Raw genomic sequence first — 15,424 nt, 5'->3', positions numbered from 1 at the left:
TATGAACCATACGTATTATCAGCAAATTGATGAAACAGTTTATCATACAACATTAGAAAACGGACTCAACCTTTTTGTCATTCCAAAAAAAGATTTTCAAAAAACATTTGTGACGTATACAACACAATTTGGGTCGCTTGATCATCGATTCAAACCACATCAGTCAGACCAATTTGTTAGTGTACCCGATGGGGTGGCGCATTTTTTAGAACATAAATTATTTGAAAAAGAAGAAGGCGACTTGTTTACGGAATTTGCTGAGCACGATGCGCAAGTCAATGCATTTACGAGCTTTGATCGTACAAGTTACTTATTTAGTGCAACAAATCACATTGATGACAATATTTTGAGATTGTTGAAAATGGTGGAAACTCCTTATTTTACTGAAGAATCAGTGGAAAAAGAAAAAGGCATTATTGCTGAAGAAATAAAAATGTACCAAGAGCAGCCAGGTTATCGCCTAATGTTCAATACTTTACGCGCAATGTACCATGATCATCCTGTTAAAGTGGACATCGCAGGCTCAGTCGAAAGTATTTATCAAATTACTAAAGAAGATTTATATCTTTGTTATGAAACTTTTTATCATCCGTCAAATATGGTTTTATTTGTCGTTGGTGATGTTGAACCGACACATATAGGGCAATTGGTGAAACAACATGAAGATGCACGTGCAATTGAGGCACAGCCGGAAATTGAAAGAGATCCGCTCAATGAAAGTAATGAAGTCGTCCAGGCTAATGTCAGTGAGCGCATGCATATTCAATCACCTCGATTAATGATTGGACTTAAACACCCAGTTGATGATTTCACAGAACACCAACGTGTTAAAGAAGATATTGAAATGTCATTTTTCTTTGAGATGATTTATGGCGAAGAGACGAATTTCTACCAAGCCTTACTTAATCAAGACTTGATTGATGATACATTTAATTATCAAACGGTGATAGAACCCTCATATAGTTTTTCATTAATTACTTCTGCAACATCAAAACCTGAGCAATTAAAAAAATTATTGATTGATGAGTTAACAACAAATATGGGCCAAGTCAAAGATCAAAAAGCATTTGATTTATTGAAACGTCAATTTATAGGGGAGTATATTTCAAGTTTAAATGCCCCTGAATATATTGCGAATCAATCTACAAAGTTTTATTTTGATGGTGTTAGTTTATTTGAATTGTTGGAAATCATTGAAGGTATTACGCTAGAAACGATGAATGCGACTATTAAAAAACGTGTTCAATTAGATGCGATAGTCGATAGTCGATTGGAGATGGAAAAATCGTGAAAGCTTTAGTTGTTGGTGGATCGGGCAATATAGGTCGTGCAATTACGCATGACCTTCTTTCACGTGGCTATGAAGTTATAGTGACTTATCATAATACATCTATTGATGAGTTAGTCACAATGTACGAAAACCAGCCGGTTCAATTTGTGCAACTCGACTTGACAAAATCCATTCAACTTGAAGAAAAATTAAAATTTATTCAAAATTTAGATGTGTTAATTTATACGAGTGGACAAAGTTTATTTGGCATGCTCCAAGATATGACAGATCAGCAAATTCACGATGCTTATATGGTGCATGTATTTCATTTTATTAAAATGTCCCAATTTTTTGTAGATCAATTGCGACAAAGTGAGAATGGGCGTATTATCGTCATTTCATCTATTTGGGGTGAAATGGGGGCGAGTTTTGAAACCATATATTCCTCTATGAAAGCAGCGCAAATCGGATTTATCAAAGCACTCGGACAGGAATTATCTCGAACGAACGTCACAGTGAATGCGATTGCGCCGGGCGTTGTTGCAGGACGTATGACGGATGCGTTATCAGAAGAAGCGCGTGAGGATTTACTCGAATCATTGCCACAGCATCGATGGATAGACCCAACAGAAATTGCACATGCAACGCAATACTTACTATCTTCTGAGGCGAAAAGCATTACGGGTACAGTTCAACGTATTAATGGTGGCTGGTATTGTTAATTTGCTATAATATGAATAAATAACGTATAGGCAAGCGTTGCAAGGGGGTTTTTCATGATTACACGTGAAAAGAGGGAATGGTATCTAGAGTATAGTATCAATATTAATAGAGCAGGTTTGTTAGGTGATATTTCAAGTTTACTTGGGATGATGGGAATTAATATTGGTGCAATTAACGGTATTGATAAGTCCATTCGTGCTTTTATTATTAGATCCGATAGTGAAGAGAAAGTAAAACGCTTTGAAACTTTACTTAAAGAAATTGATGACATTTCTCTGAGAGTCTTGCGTGAGCCAGAATTAAAAGACAGGCTTGCTGTGAGACATGGCCGTTTTGTAAAACAAGATGAGCATAATAAAAAAATATTTCGTTTTGAAAGAGACGATTTAGGTTTACTCGTTGATTTTATGGCTGAATTATTTAAAGAAGAAGGTCATAAATTAATTGGGATTCGAGGTATGCCACGTGTTGGTAAAACGGAATCTATTGTAGCTGGCAGTGTATCTGCGCATAAGAGATGGTTATTCATCAGTTCAACTTTAATTAAACAAACGGTTCGTAGTTCACTAATTAAAGGTGAATACGATAAAGATCATGTGTATATTATTGATGGTGCGGTTACTGCAAGAGAAACAAATCCAAAGCACCAAGAGCTTGTTAAAGAAGTCATGACGTTGCCATCAGTAAAAGTCGTTGAACATCCTGATTTATTTGTTGAAGCAAGCGATTATATTATGGATGATTTTGATTATATTATTGAATTAAGAACCGAAGAAAATCAGACCATCGAATATGAAGAAATGAAAAAGCAAACCGTTAGAAGTAAAAATAACTTAGATTTTGGAGATACATTTGGTGGTTTCGGAGACGGCTTTGGTGATGGTTTTGGTTCGTTCTAACGTTTGGAGGAGAGCACAAGTTGAAAACAATCGGTGAAGTACTGCAAAGTAAAAGAGAAGGTTTAGGAATGACTTTAGCTGAATTAGAAAAAAGAACACAAATTCAGCGACAAACATTAGTTGCCATTGAACGCAACCAATTTGAGCAATTTGAACATCCCAATCATATACGAGGTTTTATACAAAAATATGCGCAATCCGTGAATGTTGATGGTTCATTACTCATGGATAAGCATAAAGAAGAGTTGCCTTCCATGACACACCAAGCCCATGATATTTTACAACAAATCTCACAAAATCAAGATGCATTAGTATTTTCTAATACAGATGTGCAACCGAAAAAAGTTGCGATTATTATTGGTATGCTGATTGGTATTACAGCTGTACTTTGGGGGCTATTAACCATTGTGCTATAATAGCAATAAGAGAAACAGATAAGTGGAGAGAGGAATAATTATGAATATACCTAACCAGATCACATTGTTTCGAGTCATCTTAATTCCAATATTTATGTTGTTTGCACTTGTTGATTTTGGAATGGGAAATGTTTCTTTCATAGGGGGACACTCGATTCGAATTGAATTTTTAATTAGTGGAATCATTTTTATCATCGCATCATTAAGTGATTTTTTAGACGGCTATTTAGCACGTAAATGGCAAATTGTAACAAATATGGGGAAATTTCTAGATCCACTTGCTGATAAACTTCTTGTTTCTGCAGCTTTAGTTGTTTTAGTAGAACTTGGATTGACGAATTCTGTCGTTGCCATCATCGTTATTGCACGTGAGTTTGCGGTGACAGGATTGAGACTCTTACAAATTGAACAAGGCTTTGTTAGTGCGGCAGGTCAACTTGGAAAAATTAAAACGGCAGTAACGATGGTTGCCTTAGTTTTCATTTTACTAGGTGAACCTTTGAGCCAGTGGATTGGTTTTTCTTTAGGTCAAATATTATTGTATATTGGTGTCTTTTTTACAATTTTATCAGGTATTGAGTATTTCTATAAAGGTAGAGATGTTTTTTTACAAGATAAAAAAGCTTAATTTTATGATTACCTCAAGGATGAATAAACTTTTAAGAGTGAAACAAAGAGAACAATGTTGAATTGGGCTGTTTGTTTTACTCTTCTTTTATTTTGCTTGTAACAACAAGCTCATATATGGATCAAGTCTTCTGTAATGAAGACTTAGTTGAAAAGGATTATTCTGTAAAACAAAAAACGGTTTAGTTCCATTTCAAAGGGATATCAAGCTATAATAAAGTTGTGAATAAGATTTTGTAGGCAGAAAGAAGGCAATATTATGAAAGTCTGTATTATCGCAGTAGGGTCAGAGTTACTTTTAGGCCAAATTACAAATACGAATGCTCAATTTTTATCACAAAAGTTGAATGAAGCAGGTCATCATGTCTTGGAGCATATCGTGGTCGGTGACAATGAAAAAAGACTTGAAACTGTCATAAAAAGAGCGATAGAGCAATATGATGCACTAATTTTCACGGGTGGTTTAGGACCCACAAAAGATGATTTAACAAAACAAACGGTTGCAACTGTTTTAAATAAAAAACTCGTAACAGATCAAGAAGCGCTCAATTACATTGAAGATTATTTCAAGCAACATGAAAAAGAAATGACGCCGAATAATAAGCAGCAAGCACTTGTGATTGAAGGTGCAAAAGTGTTACCCAATCGTGTAGGGATGGCACCTGGTATTTATTTGAATGAAAATAATAAGCACATTGTTATGCTACCAGGACCACCGAAAGAAATGCAACCGATGGTCGTGAATGAACTCATGCCTTACTTTTCACAAGGTGGAAAAACAATTTTCTCTGAAGTGTTACGTTTTTGTGGGATAGGTGAATCACAAGTTGAAACAGAATTACTTGACTTAATCGATGCGCAAACAAACCCTACAATTGCACCACTTGCAGGTACGCACGAAGTCACAATCAGATTGACAGCAAGCGCGGATAATGAAAAAGCGAGTCAACAGTTAATAGCGCCGATAAAAGATGAAATATTAAGTCGAATGGGTCGTTATTATTATGGTTCCAATGACACGACACCTGAGCGCGCTGTTATGGCGTTACAAAAGAAATCATTTGCGATATATGATCAAGTGACAGAAGGTTTACTTTACTCTAGATTAAAAAAAGAGGATCAAACACATCTATTAAAAGGGTATATGATGCATCATCCTCAATTTGTAGATGAAACAGCTACAATTGAGAACCAATTATATGCATCAGCAGTATTTGTGCAATCTTTATATGACACTGAACAGGCGATGAGCCTTCTTTCACATGGCAATACAATCTATATTGGTTTTCTAGATCATGATCACTTCCGAGTTGAAACATTTAAAATGAGTCATCACAGAAATTTACAACGTGATCGAAGTCAAAATTATGTACTGATTGCATGGCTAAATGAACTAAAACAGCACTAATATTATATGGTTTTGAGCAAAACACAAGCACATGCGTTCTATTTTGTTAGTATTTAAATCACAAAATAGCGAACAAATATTCGTAAAATGCTTGTAATTTTAATTGGAAGCATGTATAGTAGAATTAAATTAAAAGGAAATTTTTATTTATTAGGGGGTCCTATATTGGATAATGAACGTCAAAAAGCACTCGACACAGTAATAAAAAATATGGAAAAGTCATTCGGTAAAGGTGCCGTTATGAAACTAGGTGAAAATAAAGATCGCCGTGTTTCTAGTGTTTCAACAGGTTCTGTTACATTGGATCATGCATTAGGGGTTGGCGGCTATCCAAAAGGTCGTATTATTGAAGTTTATGGCCCTGAAAGTTCTGGTAAAACGACTGTAGCGTTGCACGCGATTGCTGAAGTGCAAAAAAATGGCGGTATTGCTGCGTTTATCGATGCTGAACATGCGTTGGATCCTGTCTATGCTGAAGCGCTCGGTGTGGATATCGATAATCTATACCTTTCTCAACCTGACCACGGTGAACAAGGTTTAGAAATTGCTGAAGCGTTCGTTAGAAGTGGCGCCGTGGACATTGTTATTGTGGACTCTGTTGCAGCCTTAACACCTAAAGCAGAAATCGAAGGTGAAATGGGTGATACACATGTAGGTTTACAAGCGCGTCTTATGTCTCAAGCATTACGTAAACTTTCAGCAGCCATTTCAAAATCAAATACGACTGCAATTTTCATTAACCAAATTCGTGAAAAAGTAGGTGTTATGTTCGGTAATCCTGAAACGACGCCAGGTGGTCGTGCGTTGAAATTCTACAGTTCTGTCCGCTTAGAAGTAAGACGTGCAGAACAATTGAAACAAGGCCAAGACATCGTAGGTAACCGTACGAAAATCAAAGTCGTGAAGAATAAAGTAGCACCACCATTTAAAGTTGCTGAAGTCGATATCATGTATGGTCAAGGTATCTCTCGTGAAGGTGAATTAATTGATTTAGGTGTGCAATATGACATTGTAGACAAATCTGGTGCATGGTATTCTTATAACGGCGAACGTATGGGCCAAGGTAAAGAGAATGTCAAACAATTCTTAAAAGAAAACCCACAATTAGAAGATGAAATCGATCGAAAACTCCGTGAAAAATTAGGTATTTTTGACGGTGATGTGGAAGAAAAAGAGCAAGAAGAGCCACAAACATTATTTGATGAATAATCGTATTTCGATATAAAATTAAAAGTGAAACATGGATCTAAATCAAAATGAGATTCGGTTTCACTTTTTGTTTTGGAAAGGCTAATTGCAACAAAATTTCAAATAGAATATGATATCATGATGATTTTTCGTTTTGAAATGTATCATCTTTTTTATTCAATAGTGTTGGATACCTTGATTTTTCATTGTTCAAAACGTACAATTGAACTTGTATGATTCTTATTTTTAGTCATATAATCATATAGATTGGTTAACATACAGAACGAAATCCTAGAAAAAGGAGGTGTTTGTGTGAATTTATTAAGCCTCTTACTCATTTTGCTGGGTATAATTCTAGGAGTTGTTGTAGGGTATTTAATCGCCCAGAATTTAATATATCAAAAGCAGTCACAAGCCAAACGTACTGCTAAAGATATTATTGAACAAGCAAACAAAGAAGCAGAGAATCTTAAAAAAGAGAAATTAATCGAAGCTAAAGAAGAAAACCAAGTTCTAAGAGAGCGCATCGAAAGCGAACTAAGGGAACGACGTGGAGAGCTTCAAAGGCAAGAATCCCGACTTCTTCAAAAAGAGGAGAACTTGGAGCGAAAATCTGATCTACTCGATAAAAAGGATGAGATTTTAGAGCAAAAAGAATCTAAACTTGAAGAAAGACAACAACAAGTAGACGCAAAAGAGAGTAGTGTTCAATCAATAATAATGAAGCACGAACAAGAATTAGAACGCATCTCCGGTCTCACACAAGAAGAAGCACGTAAAGAGCAATTGGAACGTGTAGAAGAAGAGTTGTCACAAGATATTGCAGTACTTGTTAAAGAAAAAGAGCGTGAAGCTAAAGAAAAAGTAAACCAAAAAGCAAAAGAATTACTCGCTATGACAGTGCAACGTTTTGCTGCTGATCATACTTCAGAGTCAACAGTGTCAGTTGTTAACTTACCTAATGACGAGATGAAAGGACGTATCATCGGTCGTGAAGGTAGAAATATTCGTACATTAGAAACATTAACGGGTATTGATTTAATCATTGATGATACACCTGAAGCGGTAATTTTATCAGGTTTTGATCCTATTCGAAGAGAAATCGCCAAAACAGCGTTAATCAACCTTGTTTCTGACGGTCGTATTCATCCAGGGCGTATTGAAGATATGGTAGAAAAAGCAAGACGAGAAGTCGATGAAATTATTCGTGATGCAGGTGAACATGCAACATTTGAATTAAATATTCATAATATGCATCCTGATCTCGTTAAAATTTTAGGGCGCATGCATTATCGAACAAGTTATGGACAAAATGTGCTTAAACATTCTATTGAAGTAGCATATTTATCTGGAATGCTCGCTGCAGAATTGAACGAAGATGTAACACTGGCTAAAAGAGCTGGTTTATTACACGATATTGGTAAAGCGATTGATCACGAAGTTGAAGGAAGCCATGTTGAAATTGGTGTCGAATTAGCTAAAAAATATGGCGAACCTGAGACGGTCATCAATGCAATTCATTCACACCATGGAGAGGTTGAACCGACATCGATTATATCTATTTTAGTCGCTGCTGCAGATGCTTTATCAGCTGCAAGACCTGGCGCTAGAAAAGAAACGTTAGAGAATTATATTAAACGTTTAGAACGATTAGAGGACATCTCTGAAAGTTATGATGGCGTGGAAAAAGCTTTTGCTATACAAGCAGGTCGTGAAATACGCGTGATTGTATCACCAGAAGAAATAGATGATTTAAAATCTCATCGCTTAGCGAGAGATATTAAAAATCAGATTGAGGATGAACTACAATATCCGGGTCATATCAAAGTGACAGTTGTTCGTGAGACGAGAGCAATTGAATATGCGAAGTAACAGTGTATGAAATAAAAACAGGTTTCCTAATGTCATGGACATTACGAAACCTGTTTTTTTGTTTATATTCATATCCTAAATGATTAATTTTTCCATTTGAACTTTCAGTCATCAATCAAAGTTATTTACAGAGATGAAGTTCAGTTTCTTTTAATTCTTCTAAAGCACTAGATGTGTCATAACTACTTGAGGAAATATTTGCATAACGTTCTGCCATTCGATACGCATTGATGTATAACTCGATACTTTCTTTTGCAATATCTTCAGGGTTTTCTTTTTTAGATGGATTCGCGCTCAAAACAAGTTCTGCAAATTTTTCAGGATCAATATTAATTGACATAAGTTAATAAACAACTCCTAATGTTTTTATGAAAATCCATACTTATTGATTATTAAACAATAAGCATTCCTAATTTTTTCAATACCCCAACTGATAATATTTAATCATATGTTTTTACATTCAAATATATACTTGAATAAAGAAATGAACCGAGTTATAATTTATTCAAACGAATACTTGAATGAAAGTGTGAGATAAATGACAAAACAACAAATTCCAACATGTGACACATTTAGTATAGATGCTGAAGTCGTACGCGAAGCCAAGCAGGAAATTGAAAATTCTAATATTGAACATGTGAGTCAAATGTTTAAAAGTATTGCTGATGTCAATCGTGCAAAAATTACATTTGCTTTGTGTGAACATGAAGAGCTGTGTGTTTGTGATATCGCAGAAATACTCAATATTACTGTTGCAAATGCGTCGCACCATTTAAGATCTTTGTACAAAAATGGTATCGTGACCTATCGGAAAGAAGGTAAACGTGCTTTTTATCGCTTATATGATGAACATATCCGTCAAATGATGACAATATCTATTGAGCATAAGAAAGAAGTGGATGAAGATGGTACAAAATCATAAAACATATCGAATCGAAGGGTTATCGTGTGCCAATTGTGCGGGTAAATTTGAAAAGAATGTGAACAAGTTGACTTCAGTGGAAAAGGCACAAGTTAATTTTGGCGCTTCGAAAATTTATGTAACGGGACAACCTACTTTAGATGAATTAGAACATGCGGGTTCATTTGAAAATCTAAAAATTATTCCTGACGATCAGCAAGTGAATGCTCAATCTCGTACGATGCATTCACCTGTCAAAGAGATGCACTTTTTAGATAAAATCAAAACATTTTATCATCAACATGAAACGATTATCTTTGCTGCGATTCTTGTTATTCTCGGTTATATTTCACAATGGCTAAACAGTACGAACAATGCTATGACGCTCATATTGTTTACGCTATCTATCGTCTTAAGTGGGAGCCAGTTGATTATTCAAGGGGTCAAAAATCTCCTCCATTTTGAATTTGATATGCGCACTTTGATGACGATTGCGATTATCGGGGGCGTATTAATCGGTCAATGGGGAGAAGTTGCTGTTGTAGTCATATTGTTTGCAATCAGTGAAGCGTTAGAACAATTTTCTATGGATAAAGCCCGTCAATCTATGGCTTCTTTAATGGAAATTGCGCCTGATGAGGCGACAATACTTAGACAGGGTCAATTATTACGCTTAGCTACAGAAGAAGTTGAAGTTAATGATACTTTGTATGTTAAGCCGGGTCAAAAAATCGCTTTAGATGGTATTGTTATTTCAGGTCATGCTTCAGTCAATCAAGCTGCCATTACTGGTGAATCAATGCCAGTTGATAAACGAGAAAGCGATGAAGTCTATGCAGGGACTTTAAACGAAGATGGCGTTCTTGAAGTCAAAGTAACAAAAGCATCCAAAGATACGGCATTAGCAAAAATGATTCAATTGGTAGAAGCGGCTCAAGTTGAAAAAGCACCCGCCCAAGCCTTTGTAGAGAAATTCGCAAAATATTATACGCCTTGTATTATGATGATTGCTTTCTTAGTAGCCACCCTTCCACCCTTATTATTAAATGATGCTTTTTTACCATGGATATATCAAGGGCTTTCTGTTTTAGTCGTAGGCTGTCCTTGTGCTTTAGTTATTGCGACTCCGATTTCTATTGTTTCAAGTATAGGAAATGCTGCTAAAAATGGCGTTCTTATTAAAGGCGGGATTTACCTTGAGCAATTGAGCAAAGTTCAGACACTCGCGTTTGATAAAACAGGCACACTAACAGTAGGGCATCCAGTTGTTACAGAGGTCATCCATTTAAATCAAAACCAAAAAGAAAAAATAGATACACTAGGTTATCTTTCTGCTGTTGAAAACTTATCAAATCATCCTATCGCGAGAGCAGTGATCGCATACGCAACAGAAAAGCATATTGACTATCAACAATATCAGGTTAAAGATTTTCTATCTAAAACAGGGCAAGGGGTGCATGCCATTATTGAAGGAAACGATATTTTAATCGGTCAACCCCAATTATTTCATAACAATACCAATGAGGAACTTGTTGAACAAATCAATGATATGCAAAAGCAAGGCGACACTGTTATTTTAATGTCAATTAACCATACTTTAACCACTTTAATTACTGTTCGAGATCAATTACGTGAACAGTCTCAAAAAGCCATTGAAGCACTTCAAAAATTAGGGATACGACACACAGTCATGTTGACAGGCGATAATTTAAATAGTGCACAAGCCATCAATAGAAAATTGAAATTGACAAATGTTGAAGCAGATTTAATGCCAGAAGATAAATTAAAGCATATAGAAAAATTAGAAGCTTTAAATGGTCCAGTAGGAATGGTTGGTGATGGTGTGAATGATGCACCTGCTCTAGCGCGTGCTTCTATCGGTATTGCAATGGGTGGTGCGAGCACAGATACAGCACTGGAAACTGCTGACATTGCTTTACTCGGCGATGATATGTCTAAATTGCCATTTACTTACCGGTTAAGTCGAAAAACGATGAATGTGATCAAAGCCAATATTGTCTTTGCGATTGGTATTAAATTAATTGCCTTACTCTTAGTTATACCTGGTTGGTTAACGTTATGGATTGCTATTTTTTCAGATATGGGTGCAACTTTGATTGTGGCATTAAATGCGATTCGTTTGCTCTATGTGAAAGATGAAGTCTAATCATGTAGAACGGTTGACATCTCTATTGAGAAAGATACAATAAGAGATAAATCAACATCGTTAAATACTATACAATCTTTTCAAATAGAAATAACTTTTCGCGAATGCACCACAATCGTTATGTCTAGCATTGATGAATGAAATGCATACTTTTAATATATCATTATGAGACGAGATGAGAATGAACAATGCCAAGAGTTTGTATGGAAGGTTGTTCTTTTCATAGCTCGTCTTTTTTATATGTTGCGTATGCTTTGTATATAGAATTTTTAAATAATGATACAGTTGAAATATACATAAATGCCCATTTTTAGAGAGGACGAAACATAATGAGAATTTTATTTATAGGAGATATTGTCGGAAAAGTTGGACGCCAAGCGATATCAGAATGGTTGCCAAAATTGAAACAACGTTATCATCCGACCGTGACGATAGTGAATGCAGAAAATGCGGCGCACGGTAAAGGCTTAACTGAAAAAATATATAAAGAACTATTACGTAATGGCGTTGATTTTATGACTATGGGAAACCATACTTATGGCCAACGAGAAATTTACGATTTTATACAAGATGCAACACGCCTTGTGAGACCTGCAAACTTTCCTGATGAAGCACCAGGGATTGGTATGCGTATTATTAATTTAAATAATAAAAAGCTAGCAGTTATCAATTTGCAAGGACGTAGTTTTATGCCAGATATTGATGATCCTTTTAAAAAAGCCAATCAATTAATTGAAGAAGCGCAAAAAGAAACGGACTATATTTTTATTGATTTTCATGCTGAAACCACTTCTGAGAAAAATGCAATGGCTTGGTTTTTAGATGGACGTGCGAGTGCTGTAGTTGGAACGCATACTCATATTCAAACATCAGATAATCGCATTTTACCTCAAGGGACTGCTTTTATTACCGATGTAGGTATGACAGGCTATTATGATGGTATTCTTGGCATTAATCGCGATGAAATTATTAAACGATTTCTTACTAGTTTACCTCAACGTCATGTTGTTCCTGATGAAGGACGAAGTGTGTTGTCGGGCGTTATAGTTGATTTAAAAGAAGATGGAACAGCTAAAAATATTGAACGCATTTTAATCAATGATGATCATCCGTTCGAAGCGTAATTTCATTTAACGTTAATAGACCTAATAAAGGATATAAGCCTTATCCGCCATTAGTATGAATTTTTTTAAAACCCATTATTTAATAGAGCAAATAATGGGTTATTTTGATATGATAAATAGTGAATTTAATCGTGTAGGAGGCTAAATCTATGAAAGCTCAATTGTCATGGAAAGTAGGAGGTCAGCAAGGCGAAGGAATTGAATCAACGGGAGAAATTTTCGCCACTGCAATGAATCGAAAAGGCTATTATTTGTATGGGTATCGTCATTTTTCAAGCCGAATTAAAGGAGGCCATACCAATAATAAAATCCGTGTCTCTACAACACCTGTTCACGCAATTAGTGATGACTTAGATATTCTTGTTGCATTTGATCAAGAAACAATTGTTTTAAATCATCATGAAATGCGAGAAGACAGTGTCATCCTAGCAGATAGTAAGGCTAAGCCTGAAAAACCAGAAAACTGTAAAGCGCAATTGATTGTGCTGCCCTTTACAGAAACAGCAAAATCATTAGGGACTACATTAATGAAAAATATGGTGGCCATTGGTGCAACAGCAGCGTTAATGGATTTAAATACTGACACATTTGAAGCGCTCATTACAAATATGTTTGAGAAAAAGGGAGAAAAAGTCGTTGAACTTAATATTCAAGCATTGAATGAAGGTTATCGTATTATGCAAGATGAGTTGGCTGGTATTCATGGGGATTTTATGCTTGAAGAAAGCGCAGGTACGCCTCACCTTTATATGATAGGGAATGATGCCATTGGCTTAGGTGCAATCTCAGGAGGCTCTAGATTTATGGCTGCTTATCCGATAACGCCAGCTTCTGAAATTATGGAATATATGATTGAAAATTTACCGAAAGTGGGCGGAACAGTCATTCAAACCGAAGATGAAATCGCAGCCGCAACGATGGCAATTGGTGCGAACTATGGTGGTGTTCGTGCATTTACTGCTTCTGCTGGTCCAGGTCTCTCGTTAATGATGGAGGCGATAGGTTTGTCTGGGATGACTGAAACACCATTAGTCATCATGAATACGCAACGTGGTGGCCCTTCTACAGGTTTACCGACAAAGCAAGAACAATCTGACTTAATGCAGATGATATATGGAACACACGGAGATATTCCTAAAATTGTCGTTGCGCCAACGGATGCAGAAGATGCTTTTTACCTTACAGTAGAAGCATTTAACTTAGCGGAAGAATATCAATGCCCGGTTATTTTACTAAGTGACTTACAACTTTCCTTAGGTAAGCAAACAGTCAAAAACTTAGATCATTCAAAAATTGCGATTCGACGTGGTTCAACGATTACAGAGGATATCGAGCGCGATCCAGAAGATAAAGAGTACTTCAAACGCTATGCCTTAACAGAATCAGGTGTCTCACCACGACCTATTCCTGGTGTAAAAGGTGGTATTCACCATGTTACGGGCGTTGAACATAACGAAGAAGGAAAACCGAGTGAAGCCGCTCAAAACCGTCAAGATCAAATGGAAAAACGTATGCGTAAGACGGAACATTTATTGATTGAAAAACCTGTTGAAGATCAATTGAAATATGAAGATGCGGATATTTTATTCCTTGGTTTCATTTCAACGAAGGGCGCAATTCAAGAAGGTGTTGCTAGACTTGAAGCGCAAGGAGCTAAAGTAAACCATCTCCAAATTCGTCAACTTCATCCATTTCCAACTCAAGCGATCCAAGCAGCTGCTGATAAAGCGCAAAAAGTTGTTGTTGTTGAACATAACTATCAAGGCCAGCTTGCAAGCATTATCAAAATGAATGTTAACTTAGGCGATAAACTTGTTAAGCAAACGAAATATGACGGAACACCGTTTTTACCTTATGAGATTGAAGAAAAAGGTTTAGAAATCGTAAATGCATTAAAGGAGAGAGTGTAATTGGCTACTTTTAAAGATTTTAGAAATAATGTAAAACCGAATTGGTGTCCAGGTTGTGGTGATTTCTCTGTACAAGCGGCGATTCAAAAAGCAGCTGCAAATGTGGGACTTGAGCCTGATGAGGTTGCTCTAATCACTGGGATTGGTTGTTCAGGGCGACTTTCTGGTTACGTAAATTCATACGGTGTGCATTCGATTCACGGTCGTGCATTACCTCTCGCACAAGGTGTTAAAATGGCCAATCGTGATTTAACTGTCATTGCATCAGGTGGAGATGGAGATGGCTATGCTATTGGTATGGGACATACCATTCATGCGTTACGCCGAAACATGAACATTACTTATATTGTTATGGATAATCAAATTTATGGTTTAACAAAAGGGCAAACTTCTCCGTCTTCAGCACCAGGATTTGTTACAAAAACGACACCAAAAGGGAATATCGAACAAAATGTTGCACCTCTTGAATTAGCTTTATCATCAGGAGCAACGTTTGTAGCGCAAGGTTTTTCAAGCGATATTAAAGCTTTAACAAAAATGATTGAAGATGCGATTAATCATGATGGCTTCTCATTTGTAAATGTTTTTTCTCCATGTGTGACGTACAATAAAGTGAATACGTACGATTGGTTCAAAGAGAATTTAACAGCAATTGAGGATATAGAGGGCTATGATGTGACAGATAAACAAGGCGCTATTCAAACCGTGCTACAACATGATTCATTAATTAAAGGTATTGTTTATCAAGATACTGAAACGCCATCATATGAATCTCAAATTGAAGCGTTAGGCGATACACCTTTAGCAAAACATGATTTAAGTTTAAGTGAAGCACAGTTCGAATCTTTTACAAAACAATTTGTATAAAGCTTTATCTATAAAGTTTGCTGATTTGATTATAAAATATATTCTGCATAAG

Annotated in this window: 14 protein-coding genes; 13 read left to right on the top strand and 1 reads right to left on the bottom strand. The window is 36.1% G+C overall.

The window, feature by feature from the left end; translation table 11 throughout:
* The first annotated feature begins 1 nt into the window (after position 1).
* The 8 genes from yfmH to rny all read left to right on the top strand — a co-directional run bounded on the left by yfmH (position 2) and on the right by rny (position 8,403).
* Positions 2-1,291: an EF-P 5-aminopentanol modification-associated protein YfmH gene (gene yfmH / locus KM149_RS07720; protein WP_060830011.1), complete on the top strand. Its 1,290-nt coding sequence runs from the start codon at positions 2-4 to the stop codon at positions 1,289-1,291.
* Positions 1,288-1,992, top strand: coding sequence for an elongation factor P 5-aminopentanone reductase (gene ymfI / locus KM149_RS07715; RefSeq protein ID WP_214970422.1), 705 nt, complete (start codon positions 1,288-1,290; stop codon positions 1,990-1,992). The genes yfmH and ymfI overlap by 4 nt, the downstream gene beginning before the upstream one ends.
* 54 nt (positions 1,993-2,046) lie before the next feature.
* A complete protein-coding gene (locus tag KM149_RS07710; RefSeq protein WP_050345715.1) occupies positions 2,047-2,892 on the top strand; it encodes a DUF3388 domain-containing protein in 846 nt (281 codons plus the stop codon).
* A gap of 20 nt (positions 2,893-2,912) precedes the next feature.
* Positions 2,913-3,308, top strand: a complete 396-nt coding sequence (locus KM149_RS07705; RefSeq protein WP_050331159.1) for a helix-turn-helix domain-containing protein — start codon at positions 2,913-2,915, stop codon at positions 3,306-3,308.
* A 40-nt stretch (positions 3,309-3,348) separates the two neighbouring features.
* A complete protein-coding gene (gene pgsA, locus KM149_RS07700) occupies positions 3,349-3,936 on the top strand; it encodes a CDP-diacylglycerol--glycerol-3-phosphate 3-phosphatidyltransferase (protein ID WP_050345714.1) in 588 nt (195 codons plus the stop codon).
* 258 nt (positions 3,937-4,194) lie between these two features.
* A complete protein-coding gene (locus KM149_RS07695; RefSeq protein WP_214970424.1) occupies positions 4,195-5,343 on the top strand; it encodes a CinA family nicotinamide mononucleotide deamidase-related protein in 1,149 nt (382 codons plus the stop codon).
* 165 nt (positions 5,344-5,508) lie between these two features.
* Positions 5,509-6,552 (top strand): recombinase RecA, encoded by a 1,044-nt coding sequence (recA, locus tag KM149_RS07690; RefSeq protein WP_037559108.1) that lies wholly within the window; start codon positions 5,509-5,511, stop codon positions 6,550-6,552.
* A gap of 291 nt (positions 6,553-6,843) precedes the next feature.
* Positions 6,844-8,403: a ribonuclease Y gene (gene rny, locus KM149_RS07685; protein ID WP_214970426.1), complete on the top strand. Its 1,560-nt coding sequence runs from the start codon at positions 6,844-6,846 to the stop codon at positions 8,401-8,403.
* Between the two features lie 121 nt (positions 8,404-8,524).
* Here the strand turns inward: rny and KM149_RS07680 are convergent, their stop codons facing one another.
* Positions 8,525-8,743: a hypothetical protein gene (locus tag KM149_RS07680; protein WP_050331152.1), complete on the bottom strand. Its 219-nt coding sequence runs from the start codon at positions 8,741-8,743 to the stop codon at positions 8,525-8,527.
* 198 nt (positions 8,744-8,941) lie between these two features.
* Between KM149_RS07680 and KM149_RS07675 the strand changes: the two genes are divergently transcribed.
* From KM149_RS07675 to KM149_RS07655, 5 genes are all read left to right on the top strand, one after another.
* Positions 8,942-9,325, top strand: a complete 384-nt coding sequence (locus tag KM149_RS07675; RefSeq protein WP_165544938.1) for an ArsR/SmtB family transcription factor — start codon at positions 8,942-8,944, stop codon at positions 9,323-9,325.
* A complete protein-coding gene (locus KM149_RS07670; protein ID WP_214970428.1) occupies positions 9,309-11,471 on the top strand; it encodes a heavy metal translocating P-type ATPase in 2,163 nt (720 codons plus the stop codon). The genes KM149_RS07675 and KM149_RS07670 overlap by 17 nt, the downstream gene beginning before the upstream one ends.
* Before the next feature lie 329 nt (positions 11,472-11,800).
* On the top strand, positions 11,801-12,595 hold the full coding sequence (locus KM149_RS07665; RefSeq protein ID WP_050331147.1) for a TIGR00282 family metallophosphoesterase: 795 nt from the start codon (positions 11,801-11,803) through the stop codon (positions 12,593-12,595).
* A gap of 149 nt (positions 12,596-12,744) precedes the next feature.
* The gene (locus KM149_RS07660) at positions 12,745-14,505 is read left to right on the top strand and encodes a 2-oxoacid:acceptor oxidoreductase subunit alpha (protein ID WP_215021586.1); all 1,761 of its coding nucleotides are present in this window, start codon (positions 12,745-12,747) and stop codon (positions 14,503-14,505) included.
* The gene (locus KM149_RS07655) at positions 14,506-15,372 is read left to right on the top strand and encodes a 2-oxoacid:ferredoxin oxidoreductase subunit beta (RefSeq protein ID WP_165544941.1); all 867 of its coding nucleotides are present in this window, start codon (positions 14,506-14,508) and stop codon (positions 15,370-15,372) included. It abuts the gene before it with no gap.
* The last annotated feature ends 52 nt before the right edge of the window (positions 15,373-15,424 follow it).

This window comes from Staphylococcus coagulans (genome assembly GCF_022557135.1).
Taxonomy (GTDB): Bacteria; Bacillota; Bacilli; order Staphylococcales; family Staphylococcaceae; genus Staphylococcus; species Staphylococcus coagulans.
This window is presented reverse-complemented; position numbering and strand designations above follow the sequence as displayed.

What these genes read in the sequence shown, in the direction of transcription:
- yfmH (WP_060830011.1), top strand. Translation starts at nt 2, where the DNA reads ATGAACCATACGTATTATCAGCAAATTGATGAAACAGTTTATCATACA.
- KM149_RS07710 (WP_050345715.1), top strand. Translation starts at nt 2,047, where the DNA reads ATGATTACACGTGAAAAGAGGGAATGGTATCTAGAGTATAGTATCAAT.
- pgsA (WP_050345714.1), top strand. Translation starts at nt 3,349, where the DNA reads ATGAATATACCTAACCAGATCACATTGTTTCGAGTCATCTTAATTCCA.
- KM149_RS07695 (WP_214970424.1), top strand. Translation starts at nt 4,195, where the DNA reads ATGAAAGTCTGTATTATCGCAGTAGGGTCAGAGTTACTTTTAGGCCAA.
- KM149_RS07680 (WP_050331152.1), bottom strand. Translation starts at nt 8,743, where the DNA reads ATGTCAATTAATATTGATCCTGAAAAATTTGCAGAACTTGTTTTGAGC.
- KM149_RS07675 (WP_165544938.1), top strand. Translation starts at nt 8,942, where the DNA reads ATGACAAAACAACAAATTCCAACATGTGACACATTTAGTATAGATGCT.
- KM149_RS07670 (WP_214970428.1), top strand. Translation starts at nt 9,309, where the DNA reads ATGGTACAAAATCATAAAACATATCGAATCGAAGGGTTATCGTGTGCC.
- KM149_RS07665 (WP_050331147.1), top strand. Translation starts at nt 11,801, where the DNA reads ATGAGAATTTTATTTATAGGAGATATTGTCGGAAAAGTTGGACGCCAA.
- KM149_RS07660 (WP_215021586.1), top strand. Translation starts at nt 12,745, where the DNA reads ATGAAAGCTCAATTGTCATGGAAAGTAGGAGGTCAGCAAGGCGAAGGA.